Origin of the sequence: Psychrobacter sp. AOP7-B1-25 (assembly GCF_052376195.1) — a bacterium.
Taxonomy (GTDB): domain Bacteria; phylum Pseudomonadota; class Gammaproteobacteria; order Pseudomonadales; family Moraxellaceae; genus Psychrobacter.
The window spans coordinates 14,150-33,912 of the sequence record NZ_JBQSVK010000012.1; the positions used below are offsets into that span (position 1 = coordinate 14,150).

General features: G+C 43.1%; 18 protein-coding genes. 9 read left to right on the forward strand and 9 right to left on the reverse strand.

The genetic code is table 11. The annotated features are described in order from the left end of the window. Window positions 1-102 precede the first annotated feature (102 nt). The 4 genes from ACT3QR_RS10045 to ACT3QR_RS10060 form a co-directional block, all read right to left on the reverse strand. A complete protein-coding gene (locus tag ACT3QR_RS10045) occupies window positions 103-243 on the reverse strand; it encodes a hypothetical protein (protein ID WP_444521210.1) in 141 nt (46 codons plus the stop codon). A 307-nt stretch (window positions 244-550) separates the two neighbouring features. Beyond that, window positions 551-1,546 carry an alpha/beta hydrolase gene (locus tag ACT3QR_RS10050; protein ID WP_444521211.1) on the reverse strand — a complete coding sequence of 332 codons (996 nt, stop codon included), beginning with the start codon at window positions 1,544-1,546 and terminating at the stop codon, window positions 551-553. Window positions 1,547-1,778: 232 nt separating this feature from the next. Continuing rightward, a complete protein-coding gene (locus ACT3QR_RS10055; RefSeq protein WP_444521212.1) occupies window positions 1,779-2,579 on the reverse strand; it encodes a BON domain-containing protein in 801 nt (266 codons plus the stop codon). A 264-nt stretch (window positions 2,580-2,843) separates the two neighbouring features. Further along, the gene (locus ACT3QR_RS10060) at window positions 2,844-3,329 is read right to left on the reverse strand and encodes a YraN family protein (protein WP_444521213.1); all 486 of its coding nucleotides are present in this window, start codon (window positions 3,327-3,329) and stop codon (window positions 2,844-2,846) included. Window positions 3,330-3,472: 143 nt separating this feature from the next. Here ACT3QR_RS10060 and rsmI point away from each other — a divergent pair, with 143 nt between their 5' ends. Beyond that, a complete protein-coding gene (gene rsmI / locus ACT3QR_RS10065; protein WP_444521214.1) occupies window positions 3,473-4,429 on the forward strand; it encodes a 16S rRNA (cytidine(1402)-2'-O)-methyltransferase in 957 nt (318 codons plus the stop codon). Window positions 4,430-4,496: 67 nt separating this feature from the next. Further along, complete coding sequence (locus ACT3QR_RS10070) at window positions 4,497-5,516, forward strand: adenosine kinase (protein ID WP_444521215.1); 1,020 nt, start codon at window positions 4,497-4,499, stop codon at window positions 5,514-5,516. Window positions 5,517-5,642: 126 nt separating this feature from the next. Here ACT3QR_RS10070 and ACT3QR_RS10075 read toward each other — a convergent pair whose 3' ends face one another. After that, the gene (locus tag ACT3QR_RS10075) at window positions 5,643-6,965 is read right to left on the reverse strand and encodes an O-acetylhomoserine aminocarboxypropyltransferase/cysteine synthase family protein (RefSeq protein ID WP_444521216.1); all 1,323 of its coding nucleotides are present in this window, start codon (window positions 6,963-6,965) and stop codon (window positions 5,643-5,645) included. 215 nt (window positions 6,966-7,180) lie between these two features. Next, on the reverse strand, window positions 7,181-7,864 hold the full coding sequence (gene nfuA, locus ACT3QR_RS10080) for a Fe-S biogenesis protein NfuA (protein ID WP_444521217.1): 684 nt from the start codon (window positions 7,862-7,864) through the stop codon (window positions 7,181-7,183). A gap of 552 nt (window positions 7,865-8,416) precedes the next feature. Here nfuA and ACT3QR_RS10085 point away from each other — a divergent pair. The 4 genes from ACT3QR_RS10085 (at window position 8,417) to ACT3QR_RS10100 (ending at window position 13,094) form a co-directional block, all read left to right on the forward strand. Continuing rightward, entirely contained in the window at window positions 8,417-9,406 is a 990-nt protein-coding gene (locus ACT3QR_RS10085; protein ID WP_444521218.1) for an alpha/beta fold hydrolase, read from the forward strand. Window positions 9,407-9,545: 139 nt separating this feature from the next. Further along, complete coding sequence (locus ACT3QR_RS10090; protein ID WP_444521219.1) at window positions 9,546-10,613, forward strand: bifunctional nicotinamide-nucleotide adenylyltransferase/Nudix hydroxylase; 1,068 nt, start codon at window positions 9,546-9,548, stop codon at window positions 10,611-10,613. Window positions 10,614-10,860: 247 nt separating this feature from the next. After that, entirely contained in the window at window positions 10,861-12,258 is a 1,398-nt protein-coding gene (locus ACT3QR_RS10095) for a nicotinate phosphoribosyltransferase (protein ID WP_444521220.1), read from the forward strand. Next, entirely contained in the window at window positions 12,252-13,094 is an 843-nt protein-coding gene (locus ACT3QR_RS10100; protein WP_444521221.1) for an SGNH/GDSL hydrolase family protein, read from the forward strand. Before ACT3QR_RS10095 ends, ACT3QR_RS10100 begins: the two co-directional genes overlap by 7 nt. A gap of 110 nt (window positions 13,095-13,204) precedes the next feature. Here the strand turns inward: ACT3QR_RS10100 and ACT3QR_RS10105 are convergent, their stop codons facing one another. After that, window positions 13,205-13,483 (reverse strand): type B 50S ribosomal protein L31, encoded by a 279-nt coding sequence (locus ACT3QR_RS10105; RefSeq protein WP_444521222.1) that lies wholly within the window; start codon window positions 13,481-13,483, stop codon window positions 13,205-13,207. A 502-nt stretch (window positions 13,484-13,985) separates the two neighbouring features. Between ACT3QR_RS10105 and ACT3QR_RS10110 the strand changes: the two genes are divergently transcribed. Both ACT3QR_RS10110 and ACT3QR_RS10115 read left to right on the forward strand, forming a co-directional pair. Continuing rightward, on the forward strand, window positions 13,986-14,588 hold the full coding sequence (locus ACT3QR_RS10110; RefSeq protein WP_444521223.1) for a YceI family protein: 603 nt from the start codon (window positions 13,986-13,988) through the stop codon (window positions 14,586-14,588). 532 nt (window positions 14,589-15,120) lie between these two features. Beyond that, window positions 15,121-16,749 (forward strand): FAD-dependent oxidoreductase, encoded by a 1,629-nt coding sequence (locus tag ACT3QR_RS10115; RefSeq protein ID WP_444521224.1) that lies wholly within the window; start codon window positions 15,121-15,123, stop codon window positions 16,747-16,749. A 135-nt stretch (window positions 16,750-16,884) separates the two neighbouring features. Here ACT3QR_RS10115 and ACT3QR_RS10120 read toward each other — a convergent pair whose 3' ends face one another. After that, window positions 16,885-17,568 (reverse strand): TIGR00730 family Rossman fold protein, encoded by a 684-nt coding sequence (locus tag ACT3QR_RS10120; protein WP_444521225.1) that lies wholly within the window; start codon window positions 17,566-17,568, stop codon window positions 16,885-16,887. Window positions 17,569-17,871: 303 nt separating this feature from the next. On the opposite strand from ACT3QR_RS10120, the gene ACT3QR_RS10125 reads away from it, so the two are divergent. Next, window positions 17,872-18,837, forward strand: a complete 966-nt coding sequence (locus ACT3QR_RS10125; RefSeq protein WP_444521226.1) for an alpha/beta hydrolase family protein — start codon at window positions 17,872-17,874, stop codon at window positions 18,835-18,837. Between the two features lie 48 nt (window positions 18,838-18,885). Here the strand turns inward: ACT3QR_RS10125 and ACT3QR_RS10130 are convergent, their stop codons facing one another. After that, entirely contained in the window at window positions 18,886-19,608 is a 723-nt protein-coding gene (locus tag ACT3QR_RS10130; RefSeq protein WP_444521227.1) for a putative quorum-sensing-regulated virulence factor, read from the reverse strand. Window positions 19,609-19,763 lie beyond the last annotated feature (155 nt).

Sequence of the window (19,763 nt, forward strand, 5' to 3'; positions counted from 1 at the left end):
GTAGCGCATCGGCTATAAGCACTGACTATAAATAGCACTGCCCAAACAGTCATCGTAATGGTTGCTTGGACGATAAAAGAGGCTAAATGATATACTAAAATTTTAACGTCTTTCCATTTGAGTAACTCGCCTTATGGTACGTTTTTCTATCACAGTATCTGATTGACTCGCCAAGCTAAACTTGACATCAGATTGACTCAAGCTCTCTGGAATCTCAAGCTGTATGACGACTCTCGTCTTCATATTGCATCGTTCTGGTGTGCACCAATCTTAATTAACACCTTTTTCGATAATGTCTGTTTTCTATCATAAGGGAGTAGAGCATTGAATTGACAGGTTTTTATTATAGTATTGATAAATTTAACCATTTTAAGGCTACTAAATGTATTAATGTGCTAATTGATAACATGCCCTACACAATAAAAAATCCCCAACGAGCACTATGCCAGTTGAGGATTTATTTTTTGATACTTAAGCAATGTCACTTATAAACAATGATACTTGTAAATAGTGATACTAACCTTTTGTAGAATTATAGTCAGATAATGAACTATTTCAGCTCTCTATCCAAATAGGTCAGCACTTGCGCGCGTACGTCATTAACCCAGCGTAACGGCGGTGCCATCGCGCCTATACTGGTAGCGTGACTGGCCCCTTCGATCTCACCTGTTTCGACAGTTACCCCTGCTTTTTTAAACGCTTCTGTCATCTTAACTGTATTGGTGACATGTACAATTTTGTCTTTTTCAGCGGTTAACAATAAATACGGTGGCTGCGCACCTTTAATCTGACGATCCGGCATCACCTGATCAGGCGTGGCGTTTGGACCAAACGCTGTTGCACTACTATACTTGCGGAAATCATAGCTATAAGGACCCGCAATCCCGATCACGGTTGCTATATCTGTTGGCTTAATGCCATAAGGCGCCAAAAAGTCCTCGTTAGCAACGGCTGCTACTGCATTGAACGCGCCAGCAGAGTGCCCCATTACTGCTAAGCGTGACGGATCAGCATGAAGACTGGGCGCATTCTCTACGCTCCAAGCAATCGCTTGAGCTGCGTCTTCGACATAGTCAGGATAGACATGCGCAGGCGCTTTGCGGTAATTGATTACTGCAGTGACATAACCTGCTTTGGCTAAGCTCTGACCGACAAAGGCATATTGCTCTTTATTACCACTCTCCCATGAGCCACCATGGACAAATACCACCATAGGATAACTAGTATTAATAGCACTTTGAGCTTTCATTGCTTGTGCTAAAGGCTTTGGATAGTAGATATCTAGGTCTTGTGAAGGCTGATCACCATATAGAATATCTTTACTCACTCCAACGCCACCACTAGAAGTAATCCCGTTGACAATAGCCAATGGGGACAATGCCTGTGCGTTTTGCGTGGCTAGCGCAATACTGCCTAATGCCAATATTGCTGCACCGCCAAATTTCAACGTACGTGCTTTTCTATGAGCAGGTTTGTTATGGACTCCTATATTACCAATAGCGATCGTCTCTTCGTCTTGTTGAATATTTGCCCGTGAATCCTTCATTACCAGTATCCTATTATATTTATCAATAATGAGTAGCTATTTGACAGCAAAAACTTTATCCATTGGCCAGTGATATTTTTCGAGATTAGTATCATTGACCGATATGCTGACTCTGCTACGTTTTACTATTAATATAGTAACCACTGGCTAAAGATTTCTCGTGCCTTTACTGTTATTACTATTTAGGCTTATTGTGATTAACTCCTTTTATCGCTTGGCGAACTAAAGGCTTTTATTGGTTTTGATAAAGGTCAACATAAGGGCTTGATGATGGCTGCGTCGTATTGGCTTCTTCTTCCGTTATTACGATAGGTGTTGCCGTACTGACACTAGTATCTTGAGCAGCTGGCGCTACTGTAGGGTTGGCCAAATTGTTCTCATGCATGATGTCATCATTATCTATTTTCACCCCTCTATCGTCGACGACAGTTGTCAGCAATACCAGTTCGGTGACCCCAACGGTACTATTAGCAATATCAATCAAATGACTTTGCTGAGTGGGTGTCATACGGCCCATGATATAAACCGCACCATTGTTAGTAACCGCTTTAACCTGTGAGGCGCTTATACCATCGCTCGCGGCTACTTTTGCCAGTAGCTTTGAGGTGATATAACCGTCATGAACCGTTGAGCTATAACCTTTTGAGGCACTTACTTCCATCTCGTTGTAAACACGGCGCACATCTGGCATAGAGCTCACGACTTTTTCTACTTCTGCTTTAAGCGCTTCTGTCGGCACTTCACCTGTGAGCAGCACTTCGCTATTGAAGCTATCGATACCCATACGGCTGGTTTGCTGCAAATCTTCTTTTAGTCCGTACACATTGATTTTGGCAGTATGTTCAATACTACGATCGAGCAAACGCTGCGGAATCGTGCGCTCAGTCATTGGCACACCATAAGTTCCTTCTGTACTATTGGTCAGATAGTTGGTGGCGCAACCTGTACTGACAACGCTGGCAGCAATCATAATGCCTGTCGTAATACGGCGTGATGAACCAAAAATAGCAGTGCGCAAATGCATCCGTGTCATTATTTACCTCTTAGAACATGGTTGTGACAATTTTATAAATTGAACAAATATTAATCTAGGCTGTGTCTTTATTTAAAAAACACGCTCTAGTAGTGACAAGCTAGATATAGCTGTAAGCTGATACTGTATCTGATTTATAAGAAGTTGACTATAACCGCTACTGTACTTAATTTTGGCCATCAGCGGTTAGGTTTTTGGTAACGAATCTTACTCTTCAATTATGGTTAGATACGTTATTTGGCAGGATCTATTTTATTTATTCTATTACCATGCACTGGCTATAAAGGCATTTTGGATCCATTCTGGTTGGTTGTCTAAGCGCTCATTTTTTTGGCACAAACTACTCGTTGTGTTATAGGCAATGACATCAAATCGGCAGTCGTAATTAGCATACTCAGGGTGCTGCTGTAAAAAGGCCTGCGCTGCCTTAACAACTTTGCGCTGTTTGCTTGCTGTCACGCTGAGTGCCGCATCGCCATAATTCGAAGACTTGCGCTGACGAACTTCAATAAATACTAGCGTTGACCATGCTGAACCTGTTTCAATCATGACCAGATCCAGCTCACCTACTTTTGGCTGTTGCCAATTTTTCGTCACCAGTCTCAACCCTTGCGCTTGTAAATACTCACACGCTTGCTGCTCAAACCGACTACCTTGGCGTTGTTTTGGCGAGGTTAAAACCAAGGGCTTATGATTCGGCATGAGGTTAATTTGTCTGCTTAACATTTGAGAATTATCATAGCACAACATGCTAAACTAGCCACTTCTGCGCGCTCTGCTCTCAAATCTATCAATCTCCTGACTTACAATTTGATTGAAAAACCATAGACAATGATGGTAGTTACTAGCGCACTCGTATTTTTTAACGTCATTTTTAATGACCCGAGGTTTTCATGTCTACCCCTACTGCGATGCCAGCTTGTCTCTATATCGTTGCTACGCCGATTGGCAATATGTCCGACATGACACCGCATGCAATTGATGTCTTAAAGCAGGTCGCTATCATTGCCTGCGAAGACACCCGCACCTCAGGTAAGCTATTGTCACATTTTGGCATTGATACCAAAGGCAGCAAAGGTGACGAGGCAAAAGACTCAGAGACTCGTCCTGCCAAAAATAGTGTCGAAAATGATGATACGACCACCAAGCAAAAAGGCCACAATAAACTATGGGCCTATCACGAGCATAACAGCGCCATTCAAACGCCTAAGATTATTGAGATGATTGAGCAAGGTTATTCAGTTGCCTTGATTAGTGATGCTGGTACACCTTTGGTCAGCGATCCAGGTTATCAGTTGGTACAAGCCGCACATGAAGCTGGCATGACCGTATCACCTATCGTTGGGGCTTCTGCTGCCATTGGCGCATTGTCAGTAGCAGGACTACCATCTGATCGATTTAGTTTTATTGGGTTTTTACCTGCCAAAACGCACGGTCGTCAAAAACAACTGAGCGAGCTGATCTCCCGTACCGAAACTTTAATCTTTTATGAAGCGCCGCATCGTATCGTATCTAGCCTAGAAGACATGGCGACGATATTCGGTGCAGACCGTGCGGTGACTTTTTGCCGTGAATTGACCAAAACGTTTGAAACGGTACATAAGAGCACCCTTGGCGAGTTGGTCGATTTTGTCAAGGCAGATGACAATCAACAACGCGGTGAGATCGTCGTGGTCATCGCTGGCGCCAGTGTGGCAAAAGATACTGACGACATCAGTATTCATGATAAATTGCTACAGCGCTTGCTAGAAGACTTATCGGTCAAAAAAGCGGCCGCGCTAGCCTCTGATATCACTGGTGTAAAAAAGAATGCACTTTATCAGCGTCTACTAGAATTACAAGCTGACTAGTTTTTGACAATATAAAGATAGCTATACAAAGATAACTGTTTATAAATTAATTGAAGAGAGGTAAGCGATGTACGATGTAATGGCGATAGGCAATGCGTTGGTTGATCATGAGTATATGCTGTCAGATGCGGCGTTAGAAGAAACCGAGCTGACCAAAGGCAATATGACTTTGGCAGAGTTTGAGGAGCAACAGCAACTACTGGCCTATTTTAAGTTGGCTAAAATTGAGCCATCAAAGCAAGCAGGCGGCGGATCGGCAGCCAATACGATGTTTACCTTTGCCAGTTTAGGCGGTAAACCATTTTACGCTTGCCGTGTCGGTGATGACGATCAAGGGGCCTTTTACCTCAGAGACTTACACGAAGCAGGTGTCACAACCTCAGACAAATCTATCCATACAGGCGGTGTGACGGGTTCATGTGTGGTTGCCGTTACAGAAGATGGCGAGCGTACCATGCAGACTTATCTTGGTACCTCAAGTGAGATTGTCGCTGATAATGTTGATTTTGATGCGTTGACGCAAGCAGACTGGCTATATATAGAAGGCTATCTGGCGATGTCTGAAAGTATCCAACCAGCAATGACTCAACTACGTCAGCAAGCCGGTATTCATAATGCAAAAATCGCAGTGAGTTTTGCTGATCCTGCGGTAGTAAAATTTGCCAAAGACGGTTTGCTCAATATGCTAGGTAACAAAGTTGCCGTCATATTCTGTAATAGTGAAGAGGCGAAGTTGTTTACGGAGAAAAAACAAATCAAGGCAGCAGCACGTGGTTTGCTCGAATATTGCCACACAGCAGTTGTGACTGATGGCCCTAATGGGGCAACTATCGCCCATAAACCTGATGACAGTTCAGACATTGAGGTTTATGACGTTGCCACACCAGTAGTCGCCAACGTCATCGATACCAATGGTGCAGGTGATAACTACGCTGGTGCTTTCTTATATGCCTTGTCACAGCAGTATAGTCTGCCAGAATGCGGTCGTCTTGCCAGCGAAATATCAGCACAAGTGATTCAGCAGTTTGGACCACGTCTGACTTCGCAGGATTATCAAGATATCGCGCAGCGTGTACTCTCTGCTTAATCGGTAAACACATCTGTTGGACGCAAAACAAAAAGCCCATATCGATTTGATATGGGCTTTTTTTCGTATCATTCAAAGTTCAGACTTGCTTTACTTATCTGCTCAATTTAATAAATATTCTTTATATTAAGCAGTAGCTAATGCTTGTGCTAAATCGGCCTTGATGTCTTCTATATGTTCGATACCAATCGATAGTCGTACCATGTCTGTGCTCACACCAGCGTTTTCTAGCTCTTGCTCATTCAACTGACGATGCGTGGTCGTCGCTGGATGACAGGCCAATGATTTTGCATCGCCGATGTTTACCAAACGAGTAATCAATTGCAGCACATCAATGAAACGCGCACCAGCTTCTAGCCCGCCTTTTACGCCAAAGGTTAAAATAGCAGAAGGCGTACCTTTCATGTATTTTTTAGCAAGCTCATGCTCAGGGTGGTCAGACAGACCTGCGTACTTGACCCAAGCAACTTTGTCATGGTCACGCAGATATTCTGCGATGGCTTGAGCGTTTTGCACATGCCGCTCCATACGCAGACTTAGCGTTTCCATACCTTGCAAGATACCAAAAGCATTGAGCGGGCTAAGTGCTGCACCAGTGTTGCGTAGCGGAGCCACACGAGCACGAGCGATAAAGGCTGGCGCGCCTACGTCTTTGACAAAATTCACCCCGTGATAGCTTTGATCTGGCGTGTTCAAGAGTGGGAAACGTTCAGGATAATCGCCCCAAGCAAATTTACCACTATCAACAATCGCACCACCGATTGACGTACCCGTCCCGCTCATATACTTGGTCAATGAGTGAATGACGATATCTGCACCAAACTCAAATGGACGGCATAGCGCAGGCGTCGCCACCGTATTATCAATCACAACAGGCACACCGTATTCATGAGCGACATCACTGAGCGCTTGAATATCAACGATATTACCTAGTGGGTTACCGATACTCTCTGCAAAAACCATTTTAGTTTTGTCATCAATTAAGTCACGAATGGCTTCTGGATCTTTATGATCAAAGAAACGCACCTCGATACCTTGACGCGGTAAGGCATGAGCAAATAAATTATAAGTACCACCGTATAGTGTTGATACAGCGACGATATTATCGCCTGCTTCACAAATCGTCTGGATGGCATAAGTGATGGCAGCCATACCAGATGCGACGGCAAGCGCACCGATACCACCTTCTAACGCCGCAACTCGCTCTTCTAACACAGCATTGGTCGGGTTCATGATACGAGTATAGATGTTGCCTGCGACCTTTAGATCAAATAAATCTGCACCATGCTGAGTGTTATCAAACGCATATGAACTGGTATGATAAATAGGCACAGCAACTGACTTGGTTGTTGGTTCTACACTATAGCCAGCATGAATTGCCAAAGTCTCAAGATGTTGAGGGGTTGCTGATGTTTGGGCTGTCTGTTGGTCTGCTTGTCCATCACTCATAGTACATTCCTTTATATTAATAAAACATTATTGATTAACGAGACACTACTCGAAAACTACTTTAGAAAAATCACCTTAAAAAAGCTATCTTAAAAAAACCATCTACCAAATCATAGCAATAAAAAAAGCCAAGTTCATCAGAACTCGACTTTTTTATTAAATATAATGCTAAAGCTGTTACTTAGCCATTCCGTTTTCAGATGGCGAACGCGCTTCTATTTATAATAAGCGTTTTCTGTACGAGTATGGTCAGTATCATCAACCACTTGCGTTAGCTCTGGAATTTGCTGTTTAAGCTGTACTTCAACGCCTTGACGCAAAGTCATATCAACGGCTGAACACCCTTGGCAACCGCCGCCAAATTTCAATACAGCTGTTAGACCAATGCCTTCTTCATCGATGAGCTCAAGCAATTGTACGTCCCCGCCATGCGCTGCCAAACCAGGGTTGATCTCAGACTGCAATACGTAGTTGATGCGTTCTTCGACACTAGCATCAGCGCCTACTTTAGGTACTTTAGAGTTCGGCGCGCGGAAAGTCAGTTGCCCACCAAAACGGTCTTTATTATAATCGATGACCGCATCTTCTAAATAAGGTACTGACGCTGCCTCGATAAAGGCAGAAAACTTCTCGTAAGTAAACCGCAAATCAGCGCTATCTTCTTCACCTGGTTGGTTATAAGCCATGCAACACTCTGCACGTGGTGTACCAGGATGTTCAACAAAGATACGTACACCGATGCCATCGGTATCTTGTTTAGACAATAAATCTGCCAAATAGCCTTGAGCTGACTCAGTAATAGTGATGTTGCTTTTTGCTTCGACTTGCTCGGTATCTAGGGCTGATTCATAGCCAGCAGTTTGGTCTAATTGGTTATCAGCTTGGTTTTGGTCACTCATAATGTTTCCTATACGCTATGACACAAACGCTATATCTATTATGGCTACTGTGTCGTGAATTTGGATTTTCAAAATATTTACGGCTTATATAAGACATGCAGACTAGCCATGATTGCGATTTATTATTGTATGACATTGGCCGACATGAGTATCAAGTTTGATCCGTCTATAGCAGTCATTATACCGCAATCAAGCATCAATTCCGACCACGCTACTGTGAATTGACTCGAGACCTCTATAAATGGTTGTCATTGATTTTTCCAATGATGCTGGCAGTTAGCAAGGTAGCTTCTTATTTGAACAATATAAAACAAACGTGCCTGTTTCTTGTGTTGGCTGCCAAGTTATTCTCTATATAAAGACAGTCATATCATTTATCAAGCGTACTCGGCGTTTTCAATATGCCATACCGTTCACATCTGGTCCGAGCACGTCAACTGGTTTTGACGTAGTATTGATAATTTGAATGATTTTGCACACTGGCTTTATAAGCATGGAAGTTTTTAATCGCCTTATATAAAAACTATATATTGTTGAGATAGGATCTTTTTTATGATGACACGGACGTTGCACCTAGTAACTACCAAGGATGATGAGAAAATTGCTGTTTGGAAAGTAGTTGATACTGCAGAAGACGGTACGATAGCTAACACATCAGAAAACAACCTGCCTAATATCACACCGCAAAACATATTCCTGACGCATGGTACGTTTTCTGACAAGCAAACTTGCCTTAAAATTGCCGAATATCTTGCAGGACTTGGCCATCACTGCTACATCATGGAGTGGCGCGGTCATGGTGATAGCTCTCTATCGAAAGAAAAGTTCAACTTTGAGACTGTCGCCACTTACGACTATGAGGCGACTTTTCGCTATTTCTTTGAAGAATTAAAGCTCGATAATCTGCACTGCGTTACTCATAGTGGCGGCGGTGTTGGTTTGACCATGTTTCTCGTCCAAAACCCAAGCTATATCAATAAGGTCAATAGCATCAGCATGTTTGCCTGCCAAGCTTTTGGTGCGATAAAAGATTCGACCAGCTACGCGAAAATCCTTTCAGCCAAGATAGTTACGCGGCTGGTCGGCTTTATACCAGCTAAGCAATTCAAGGTAGGCCCATTTAACGAAAGCTACTATACGATGACCCAATGGTACGATTGGAATTTGCGCAAAAACTTTAAAAGCAGCTTTTTGAAAAAGTCTAGTTTTGATATAAATGAGACGAATATAGATGAAGTAAACAAAAGCATTCATCAGCAAACAAATACTGGCGATGACTTTATCGATTATCGACATCACATGCCAAAAATTACTATTCCTATTTATTCTATTAGTGCGAAAGGTGATAACTTCATATCCCCTACTCGCGGCTGTCGTTTGTTTTTTGATGGCTTTAATAACTCCGCAAATGTCTTTCGAGAATACTCGCTCAGTAATGGAGACTTAGATGACTATACGCACAGCCGCATTATGATTAGTCGCAATGCTGCTACAGAGATTTGGCCGACAGTGACAGCGTGGATAGAGAAGCATACTGGTTAAAGTAAATATACCGATTAGACGATGTTGATTATGACACACCCCTAAACATCTTTGTACTTGTCAGCAAGTCATAGGCTGTGTCAGTATTAGCGTCATCAATTTTTAATCAATAAAAATAAGTCGTAGGAAGTTGGCGTCTATGAGTGAATTATCAGAGCAACAGTCAGATCAGCAACACCTAGATCAAAAAGGCAGTAAACATTATCGTTATCTAGTCTTTATCGGACGCTTTCAGCCATTTCATGCTGGCCACAAAGCCGTCATCGATGAGGCGCTAAAACGCTCAGACGAAGTGATTATGCTGATTGGCTCAGCCAACCTACCACGTAGCTTACGCAATCCATTTAGTGTCGCTGAACGTGCAGCGATGATCAAAGGTGCCTACTCTGACGAAAAAGCTGCACGCATACACTGTGTTGGCTTAGACGATGCGCTCTACAACGACACCCGCTGGCTCCAGTATGTGCAGGCAGGCGTAAAATCTGTCACTGGTGACTTGCAGAGCGATATCGGTCTGATTGGTCATTCAAAAGACAGCTCATCTTACTATCTGTCATTGTTCCCCAACTGGGACTCTGTGTCAGTGCCTAATTATCACAACTTATCAGCCACACCGATTCGTGACAGCTACCTGATGGGGGCTACGCCAACACCTGAGCGTACGCCTGAGTCGACGCGCAACGTCCTCGATGCATTCAAACAAACTGACGACTATCATCAGCTGCATGAAGAAGCAGACTTCATCGATAAATATAAAAGACAGTGGGAGTCAGCGCCTTATCCGCCTACCTTTATGACTGCCGATGCACTGATTGTACAGTCAGGGCACATTCTGCTGGTTGAACGACGCAGTATGCCAGGACGCGGATTGTGGGCGCTGCCGGGTGGATTTTTGAATCCAAAAGAGACACTGTTTGATGCTTGTATCCGTGAGCTACGTGAAGAGACTCGCCTCAAGGTACCTGAACCAGTATTACGTGGCTCATGCCATAGCCAGCATACCTTTGACGACCCGTATCGCTCAGCCCGTGGTCGCACCATTACCCAAGCATTTTATTTTCAGCTCAAGAACGATCCAAAAGGTTTGCCAAAAGTAAAAGGTGGCGATGATGCAACCAAAGCATTTTGGCTACCACTGGCAGAGCTCGATGCTAAAATGATGTTTGAAGATCACTATGCGATTATTACTAAAATGGTTGGCTTATAGTTCATTTCTAATCGTTTTTTTTGCGGCTTTTCTAATCGCTACTTGGGCAAATTATTATCAAAACAGTTATCACTAAATATCGCACTATTTGTTCTATGATTTTTAGTGACAGCGTTGTACTAATGCGATAACAACATAATATCAATACACTAATAACTTGATATCAATGCCGATAGACGGCAATCAACCGCCGCTACTGTTCTTTCAGTAAAGCAGCTGCGGCATTTCAAAGCAGAGGAGTTCTGTGATGTATACCAGTAATCTAAACAATTTAATCTTAAATAGTGACAGCTATAAGACCTCACATTGGGTGCAATACCCGAGCGGTAGTGAATATCTGTCAAGCTACATTGAAGCGCGCAAAGGCGACTACGATGTGGTGTTCTTTGGTTTGCAAGCCTTTATCAAAGAGTACCTAAGTACGCCTATTACACATCAAGATATCGATGAAGCCGAAAAGGTTATTCAAGCGCATGGCTTAACCTTTAACCGTGCAGGCTGGGAACATTTGATTGAAAAACACGACGGCTACTTGCCACTGCGTATTCAAGCCGTACCAGAAGGCAGCATCGTGCCAGTATCTAATGTAGTCTGCCAAGTGATCAATACTGATCCTGAGTTTTATTGGCTACCTAGCTATATCGAAACAGCGCTATTGCGTGCGATTTGGTATCCATCCACGGTCGCCAGTGTTTCTCACTACTGCAAAGATATTATCCGTCAAGCATTAGAGAAGTCAGCAGACAATACAGAATCGCTGCCTTTTCGCTTGCATGACTTTGGCTCGCGCGGGGCATCAAGCCAAGAAACCGTTGCACTTGGTAGCTTAGCTCATTTAGTCAACTTTGCTGGTACCGACTCGATGACAGCGCTTGTTGCGGCTAGTCGTTGGTATAAAATGAGTGACGATATGCCTGCGTTCTCTATCCCAGCGGCTGAGCACAGTACGATGACGGCATGGGGACGTGATGGCGAAACTGCTGCTTTTCACAATATGATCGAGCAGTTCGGCGGTGAAGACAAAGCCTTTTCGGTCGTATCTGATAGCTATGACTTGTGGAATGCCATCGACAATATCTGGGGCGATGCTCTGAAAGACGAAGTCAAAAATATGGGTGGCACCTTGGTCATCAGACCAGACAGCGGCGAGCCTACCAAAGTCGTCCGTGAAGCGTTAGAGCGCTTGGCAGTGAAGTTCGGTACGACCGTAAACAGCAAAGGCTACAAAGTACTGCCTGACTATGTGCGTATCATCCAAGGTGATGGCATCAGCCCGCAAAGCTTAAGCAAAATTATTGATGTGGTAATCAAAGCAGGCTTTAGCATAGAAAACGTGACGTTTGGCATGGGCGGTGGCCTATTGCAGCAAGTCAACCGTGACACCATGAGCTGGGCGATGAAATCTAGTGCTATCCGTATCGATGGCACATGGAAAGACATTTATAAAGACCCTGTTACCAGCCGCTCGAAACGCTCGAAAAAAGGACGACTGGCACTGGTAAAAGGTGATAATGGCCAGCTAAACACTGTCAAAGAAAATGAGATGAACGAACCTGCTGACAACCTATTACGCGATATCTATGTCGATGGTCAATTATTAATTGAGGACAGTCTCACGACAATTAGGGAACGCGCGGGATGGTAGATACCAGTAAACTGACATCGGTCGCAAAAGACGTTTTATTTGCTCCTGTTTACCTCTATCAAGGTCGTAGAATTAAACGTGATACCGTTCGCCTACCTGAACCACATGGCGAAAGGCATGGCGTGATTGAGCTGCCTCAAGCGAATCATGAGCTATCAACGCAAGATGCTAAGACGTTTAATCTTATGATCGTTGGTGACTCGGCAGCAGCAGGTGTGGGTAGTCAGACTCAGCAGGAAGCATTGGTCGGTAAGCTCATTCCTATACTAGAGCAAAACAAAGCTATCCGATCGAATTTTGCTCGACTCAATTGGTCATTACAAGCGACAACAGGTCATACTAGCTTTGATATTCTACGTAGACTGTATGTCCTACCCGCTCCTCGTCAGTCTATTGATGTGATGTTGCTGAGCGTAGGGGTCAATGACACGACGTCCAATGTCTCTGTGCATAAATGGCAACAGCAAATTGAAGACATTATTAATATTGCACAGCGTAAATTTGGCGTACGAGAATTGGTTTTTTTAAGTTTGCCGCCGATGGCACAAATGCCTGCAATCCCTGCTCCCCTCAATAACTTTGTGGGTGCAAAAGCGTCAATACTGGACGGGGCATTACAGCAGGTTTGTGCTGCTCATGCTGGTGTCACTTATATGGCAACTGACTTTACACGAATGCTAGAAGAGCATGCGAATGGTTCAGCTATAGATATCACTGTGATGTTTGCCAGTGATGGATTTCATCCTAGTAGTCTGATGTACGGCTATTGGGCACAGCAAATAGTAGAGACCATTATTCAGTTATTAGATTCATCTATAGCTGAGTTTGAGCGCTAAACAGCCTTTAGCTTAATTTTTAGTTTATAAAAAATCAAACCAAAAAAAACCGCTGAATAGTCAGCGGTTTTTTATTGCTTAGCGAAATACATCTACACTATAAGTGTAAATTATTCAGCAGCGTCTGCAGCTTTCTTGCTACGGCCACCAAATGCGCCAAAGCGTTTGTTGAAGCTTGCAACACGACCTTCAGTAGAAGTTTTACGTTGCTCACCAGTATAGAATGGATGCGACGCACTTGAGATATCAAGTGGGTAGTATGGGTATTCTTTACCTTCGTACTCACGAGTCGCTTTAGTCTTAGCCGTTGAGCGAGTCAAAAAGTACACGTCAGCGTTAGTGTCGTGGAATAAAACTTCTTGGTAATTAGGATGGATGTCTTTGCGCATAATATACTCTCTAGGTCCGATGTATGTACGACGTCTAGATACAGCATCATCGATGATGTATCAAACAAATAGCGACATACGTAACTGAGGCACTAAGGACATTACAAGTATGGCAACTGCGTCACTGGCTTATTCCAGCACCCAACACCACCCTTCTGTTCGCTTAGCCTTTCCCCAGCGGGAAAATTAAACCGCGATTTTAACGGTTTTTGACGTAAGACGCAAGGAGCAGTTGTGATAGAGATATGTGATAAGTTGTCACTGAAAGTTCGAGAGTGTTGAGATAGATAACTGGTTTTAGTACAGTAATAAGGTTAGTTAAATTAATCAATAAAATATCTGAATGTAGCTAGGCTAACTAAATATGATCTTAGCTTCCAATTATATGTAGTATGCTCGAAAGGTAAAACTACGCCATATATACTCACTTTTACCATAACTTTTACTAACTCAATCATTCTCAATCGCTCATAACTTAACTGGATTAAATAAGGACTATTTAATGATAAATACTAAAATAAGTACGGTCACGAAAGCATTACTCGTTGGCTCAGCATTGGCAGCTACTATGGCAAGCGCTGCCCTACCGACACAATGGCAGTTGGATGACTCACATACTCGTGTTGGATTTTCTGTCAATCACATGGGGTTTTCAACCACCATGGGCCACTTCAATGATGTCAAAGGTATGGTGAATTACGATATCAAAGCACCCGATGAAGCAAGTATGAACTTTACGATTGCAACCGACAGTATTGATACAAACTGGGATGCTCGTGACAAGCATCTAAAGACAGATGAGTTTTTCAACGTCGAAAAGTATCCAACCATGACTTTCAAATCTACTCAGGTCAAATTTATCAATCCACAGCAGGCTAAAGTAACGGGTGACTTCACTCTATTAGGTCAAACCAAACCGCTGACCTTGGATGTCACATTAAATAAAATCGCTAATAGCCCTCTTACTAAAGAGCCAGTCGTTGGTTTCCGTGCTACTGGGACACTTGATCGTGCCGCTTATGGTATGACTGCTTACGCTGATGGCATCACTACCAATGTCCCTATCCAAATCGATGGCGAGCTGGTAAAAAAAACATCGGAGTAACAATCACAACCCTTGAACACTAGCAACTTTTAACAAAAGCAAAAAAGCGGCCTACCTATACAATTAAGGATAGGCTACTTTTTTATCTTGACGTTTTCGCTTCAGTTCATACCTAATACCTAATAACTACTTGGAATAGCGTGACAAATATCAATCTTGTGACGTTATTCCTCGTATCATTAATGGTCACATCTTACAAAATAACAAAGCTAGGCTATTTCTGATTTCATAAGTTTGCCACCTCTCTTGCTTACCCTATCCTTAAGCCAAAATTTTTGACTGACAAACTTCACACATATAGCGACTCGTTGACAAAACTCATGCATGTACTTACGTATTTCCCATCATATCGTCTGTAGTTCTTCGTAAAATAGACATATGAAGATGAAGAAACGCTAAACAATAGAAAATATGAATATTGAAGTTCGGATTTATGTGTTGAACTTAATCCCTTTCGCACATATATCAGGAAACATAGAACACTTAACACATATACCGAGCATGGCCTAATACAGCTGCTATAAAGGATATAATGACGACAATGACTCAGTCTTTCGATAAAAACTACGCTCAATCCTTTAACCGTGACGCTCATTCTGAGGTATTACCTTACGCGGCACAAAACAATCAACCTAAAAAGCGTGTGGGTATTTTAGGCGGTGGTACTGCGGGATCAACGATTGCGATCCGACTTGCGGCGCTAGGGCTAGAAACCTACTTATTTGAGAAGAAAAAATCACTGATTGATGGTCCACCTATGTGTCATTTGCATGCAGGTGGCAATTTATACCGTGAAATACCAGACGAAGATTGCGTAGCACTACTTAAGCAATGTATCGATATATTGCGTTTATACCCGTATACTATTGACGTTCGCCCTACGGTGTTTGCCGTACCGACACGTGATGAAGGACTACCTGAAGATTTACTACCGCGTTTAGATACTTTGACCGATGCTTATCAAGAGCTGATCGACCAAGATGCCAACAACAAGGTATTAGGTGAGCCAGAAGATTACTATCAGCTTTACAGCCATGAGCAATTGATTGAACTGTCGAAACGTGAACAAGTCGCTGTACCGAGTACAGTTGATGAGTGGATGATTCCAGTCGCTAGATATTTGGACTTGAACAAAGTTAAATTTCCGTTAATTGTTGTCCAAGAATATGGTTGGAATATTTTTCGTTTAGCAGCTTCTGCCAAGCTTGCGCTTGAAGAATATGACAATGCACATGTATTTACTGAAACTGCTGTGCAAAAAGTTGTACCAGTAGACTGTGAAAATTGTACTAACGCTGACCATCATGTCACCAAATGGCGTATCGACTATCAACAGGCTCACAACCAAAACAGTGACTCTCAACCTGAGTCTATTGAAGTTGATTACTTAGTCAATGCCTGCGGATTCCGTACTGGTGTCATCGATGATATGGTTGGTGTCGAGGTCACGCGTATGGTTGAGTTTAAATCATCTTATGTGACCCATTGGGACGACGCTGGTGGACAGATACCAGAGATTATTGTCTATGGTCAGCGAGGCACGCCAGAAGGTATGGCGCAGCTTACTCCCTACCCTGGCGGATATTTTCAGATTCACGGTATGAGTAATGCTATTACCTTATTTGATGATGGTCTTGTCGCATCAAGTGAAGATAGTGCGCAGCCCAAACTGCCACAACAATATGTGCATTATATTGAAGATGGTTGGGATAAAGCACCTTTGCAAGGACGTAGCCAGCAAGCAATTGAATACGTGGCTGAGTTTGTACCGACATTCAACAGCGCACGTACTGTTGGTAACGCGCTATATGGTGGACAGCAGATTCCTGGACAGGATGATACTCTGCGAGTTGCCGATGTGAGTTTATACTCTAATATACGCTATGCCCGTGCAGAAAACGTCAAAGCATCTTCGACCTTGATTGCTGCTGATCAAATAGTTGATGAGCTAACAGATCTAGGTTTGATAGAGAATGATATGCCTATGAATCGTGGTCGCTATGCCCATGAGTGGTCATACCTTGTCCATAACGATAGTCTGGCTGTTGATGAAGTCGCACGTGAGCTCGCTGAGCAACGTGGATTCCCAATCGCGATGGCTCATGTCAATCATAGTATTCGTGAAGTAGCATTGGAAAATCTCACGCCTGCTGAAGCCTAGTTAACATATTTTATTGATAATTTTTTAGTAGACACAAAAAAGGAGCAGATAACCAAGTTTTGGTTACCTGCTCCTTTTTGTGTAATAGCTCTTAATATTTAAGCGTTCACTACGTATTAACGAAGGCTATCCAGATTAGCTATTGCTGCCAGCCATCTTTTCTGTATCTATATCATCATCTATAGTCACCACTGTCTGTAACATATCGATTGCCTCACTGATGGTATTGCACACCACTAGTCGATCCAAATCTTCCTGCTTCATAAAGCCTTGCTCAGTGGTATATTTCAAATGCTCAATCATCCGATCATAAAAACCATTGATATTCAGAATAATCATCGGTTTTTCGTGCTGATACAATTGACGCCACGTAGCGATTTCCATGATTTCTTCTAACGTTCCTAGCCCGCCTGGTAGCGTAATAAAAGCATCGGCATACTCTGCCATGACAGTCTTACGCGTATGCATAGTGTCAGTCAAGTGCAAGCGAGTCAACTGCTCATGAGCGATTTCGTGCTTGAGCATAAAGGTTGGGATCACACCCACTGCTTGAGCGCCGCCATTGATTACTTCATCTGCAACCGCACCCATTAGACCGATACTAGCGCCACCATACACCAGACCCATACCGTTTTTTGCTAAGGCACTACCTAGCTCGCGTGCCGCCTGTTCATACACATCACCCTTGCCCAAGCGCGAACCGCAATAAACGGCCACAAGCGGCATTGACAAGGTTGACTTATCGACTGCTTTTTCAATATTTGTAATGTCTTTACTCGTGATTACGTCATAAGTATCATCGTTGATTTTCATTTGCATATAGCTTCCTTAATTATCTATCAGTTCTTATTGAGTGCTTGTTATTAGTGAAGGCTGCATACCGACACCTATCATTTATAGTGTCATGCACGTGATTCATAGGACAAACCCAACCAAGTTATACAAAACTTGGAAGTCATATTTGAGCAACTGTCTTACCAGCATTTATCTTAACATAAGCAATGCTACCACATAGTCACAACGATTTATCACTACGCAACGACTACACTTTTTAGATGAACATTTATTGTTCATCATAGCTCAATATTCATTATCTACTAATAAAAATACTAAGGTATAGCCATGGATAATCACAATGCTTCTCCTACTACCGAGTCATCGAGCTCCGTTGTTAATAACAATCTCACTAATAAAAGTAATATGAATGACGCAAGCAATATTAATACTTACTCATTAAGCATTATGACCGATCGTAACCAAGCATTGGCAGCCACTGTCTATCGCCCTAAAGATGCGACAAAAAAAGCAATCATGATGGCGCCAGCCACAGGTATTAAGCGTCACTTTTATCATAATTTCGCGACCTACCTAGCAGAAAGCGGCTTTGGAGTGCTGACCTTTGATAATGAAGGAATCGGTGAGTCACTATCGACCGATCTGGCGAAATGCAGCGCTTCATTGATCAGTTGGGGTCGCCATGACATGCCAGCTGTACTCGATGCCTTACAGGATGAGTTTCCTAATGCGTCTTATCATCTTATCGGTCATAGCGCAGGTGGTCAGCTTATTGGCTTGATGCCTAACTATCAGGCGATTGGCTCAGTGTTCAATGTCGCTTGCTCGTCAGGTCGCATCAAAAATATGGGCATGCCTTATAAGCTCAAAGCCATGGGATTTATGGATGCGTTTATTCCATTGACTAATTTAACACTGGGCTATACGCCATCAGATAAGATCGGTATGGGTGAGCCGCTGCCACGCGGTGTGGCTCGCCAATGGCGTGAATGGTGCAACGGCGCAGGCTATGTTAAAACCGGATTTGGCAAAAGCATACAAACGCATTTTTATGATGAGCTCAGTATGCCAGCATTGTGGCTTGGCTTTATTGATGATGATATCGCCAACAGTGAAAATATGGATGATATGATAAGGGTGTTTACAAAAATGCCCATAGAAAAGCGATTCTTAGATCCTGAAGATTTTGGACTAAATCATATCGGTCATATGCGCTATTTTAGTAGTAAAACAAATATCAAAGCGCCGCAGCTATGGCAGATGGCAGTTAAATGGCTACATGACCAACCATAAGCTTATCGCCATATGACATTTTATATAGTAGACACGTAATAATTCAGGTTACTTTTCTGCGTTTTCCGCTTCATCCAGTTTTAAGCGTTTAGTCAGTGCCGAATACAGCGACGGCTGCATGTTATGAATATTGCCCATCATCCATTTAACATAGCTGATGGGCACCTTTTTGATCGGTTTACCTTTATGTTTACCAAACGGCATCTTGCTCACAGGGATCGCTTTATTAGAGATAGCATGTGCTGCCGCAAAATCTGTCGGCGCAATCTCTAGACGCTCGCAGCACGCTTGATACAGCAGATAGCACATTCGAGCATCGCCAAGCGCATCATGAGCGGCAATCGTCATTGCACTCGCCTCACCCTTACCCAATAGCTGCTCGATACACTTAGACTGACCGTAAGCAGGCCATTCTGAAAAGGCGGCCCGCGCCAGTCTTACCGTACAAATCAGCTTAGCAGAAGGACTGCCAATCACTCGCCAATCAAAACGTACGTTATGACCAATCAAGTACTCTGGTAGTTCGAACTGTTCCAATTCAAAACGCTCAAGTCCAGCCACATCATCATCAGTAATGCCATGTACTTTGATGACAATAGGTGAGATAGATCGACCACTGTCAAAGTATTTCATCCACTCAAAACCAGTTGCTACATTGATAGTAGCAACTTGGATAGGTCTGGGGTCACTGCCTTGATCTGTTTCGGTATCGATAACCAGCGCCGTTTCGCACATGGCAGAAATATCAGCAGGCTTAAAAGCATCATTCATAAAGCATCAACCATCAGTAGCAACGTCGAGACACGGCAAAGGTATTACATAGACAAAACTATACTTACTGTCTATATCTTTGATCACAAGGATATATATGGGGGTAAAAGCTATAGATAACAATGCGATACATACGTTATGAGACGAAGCTTTTA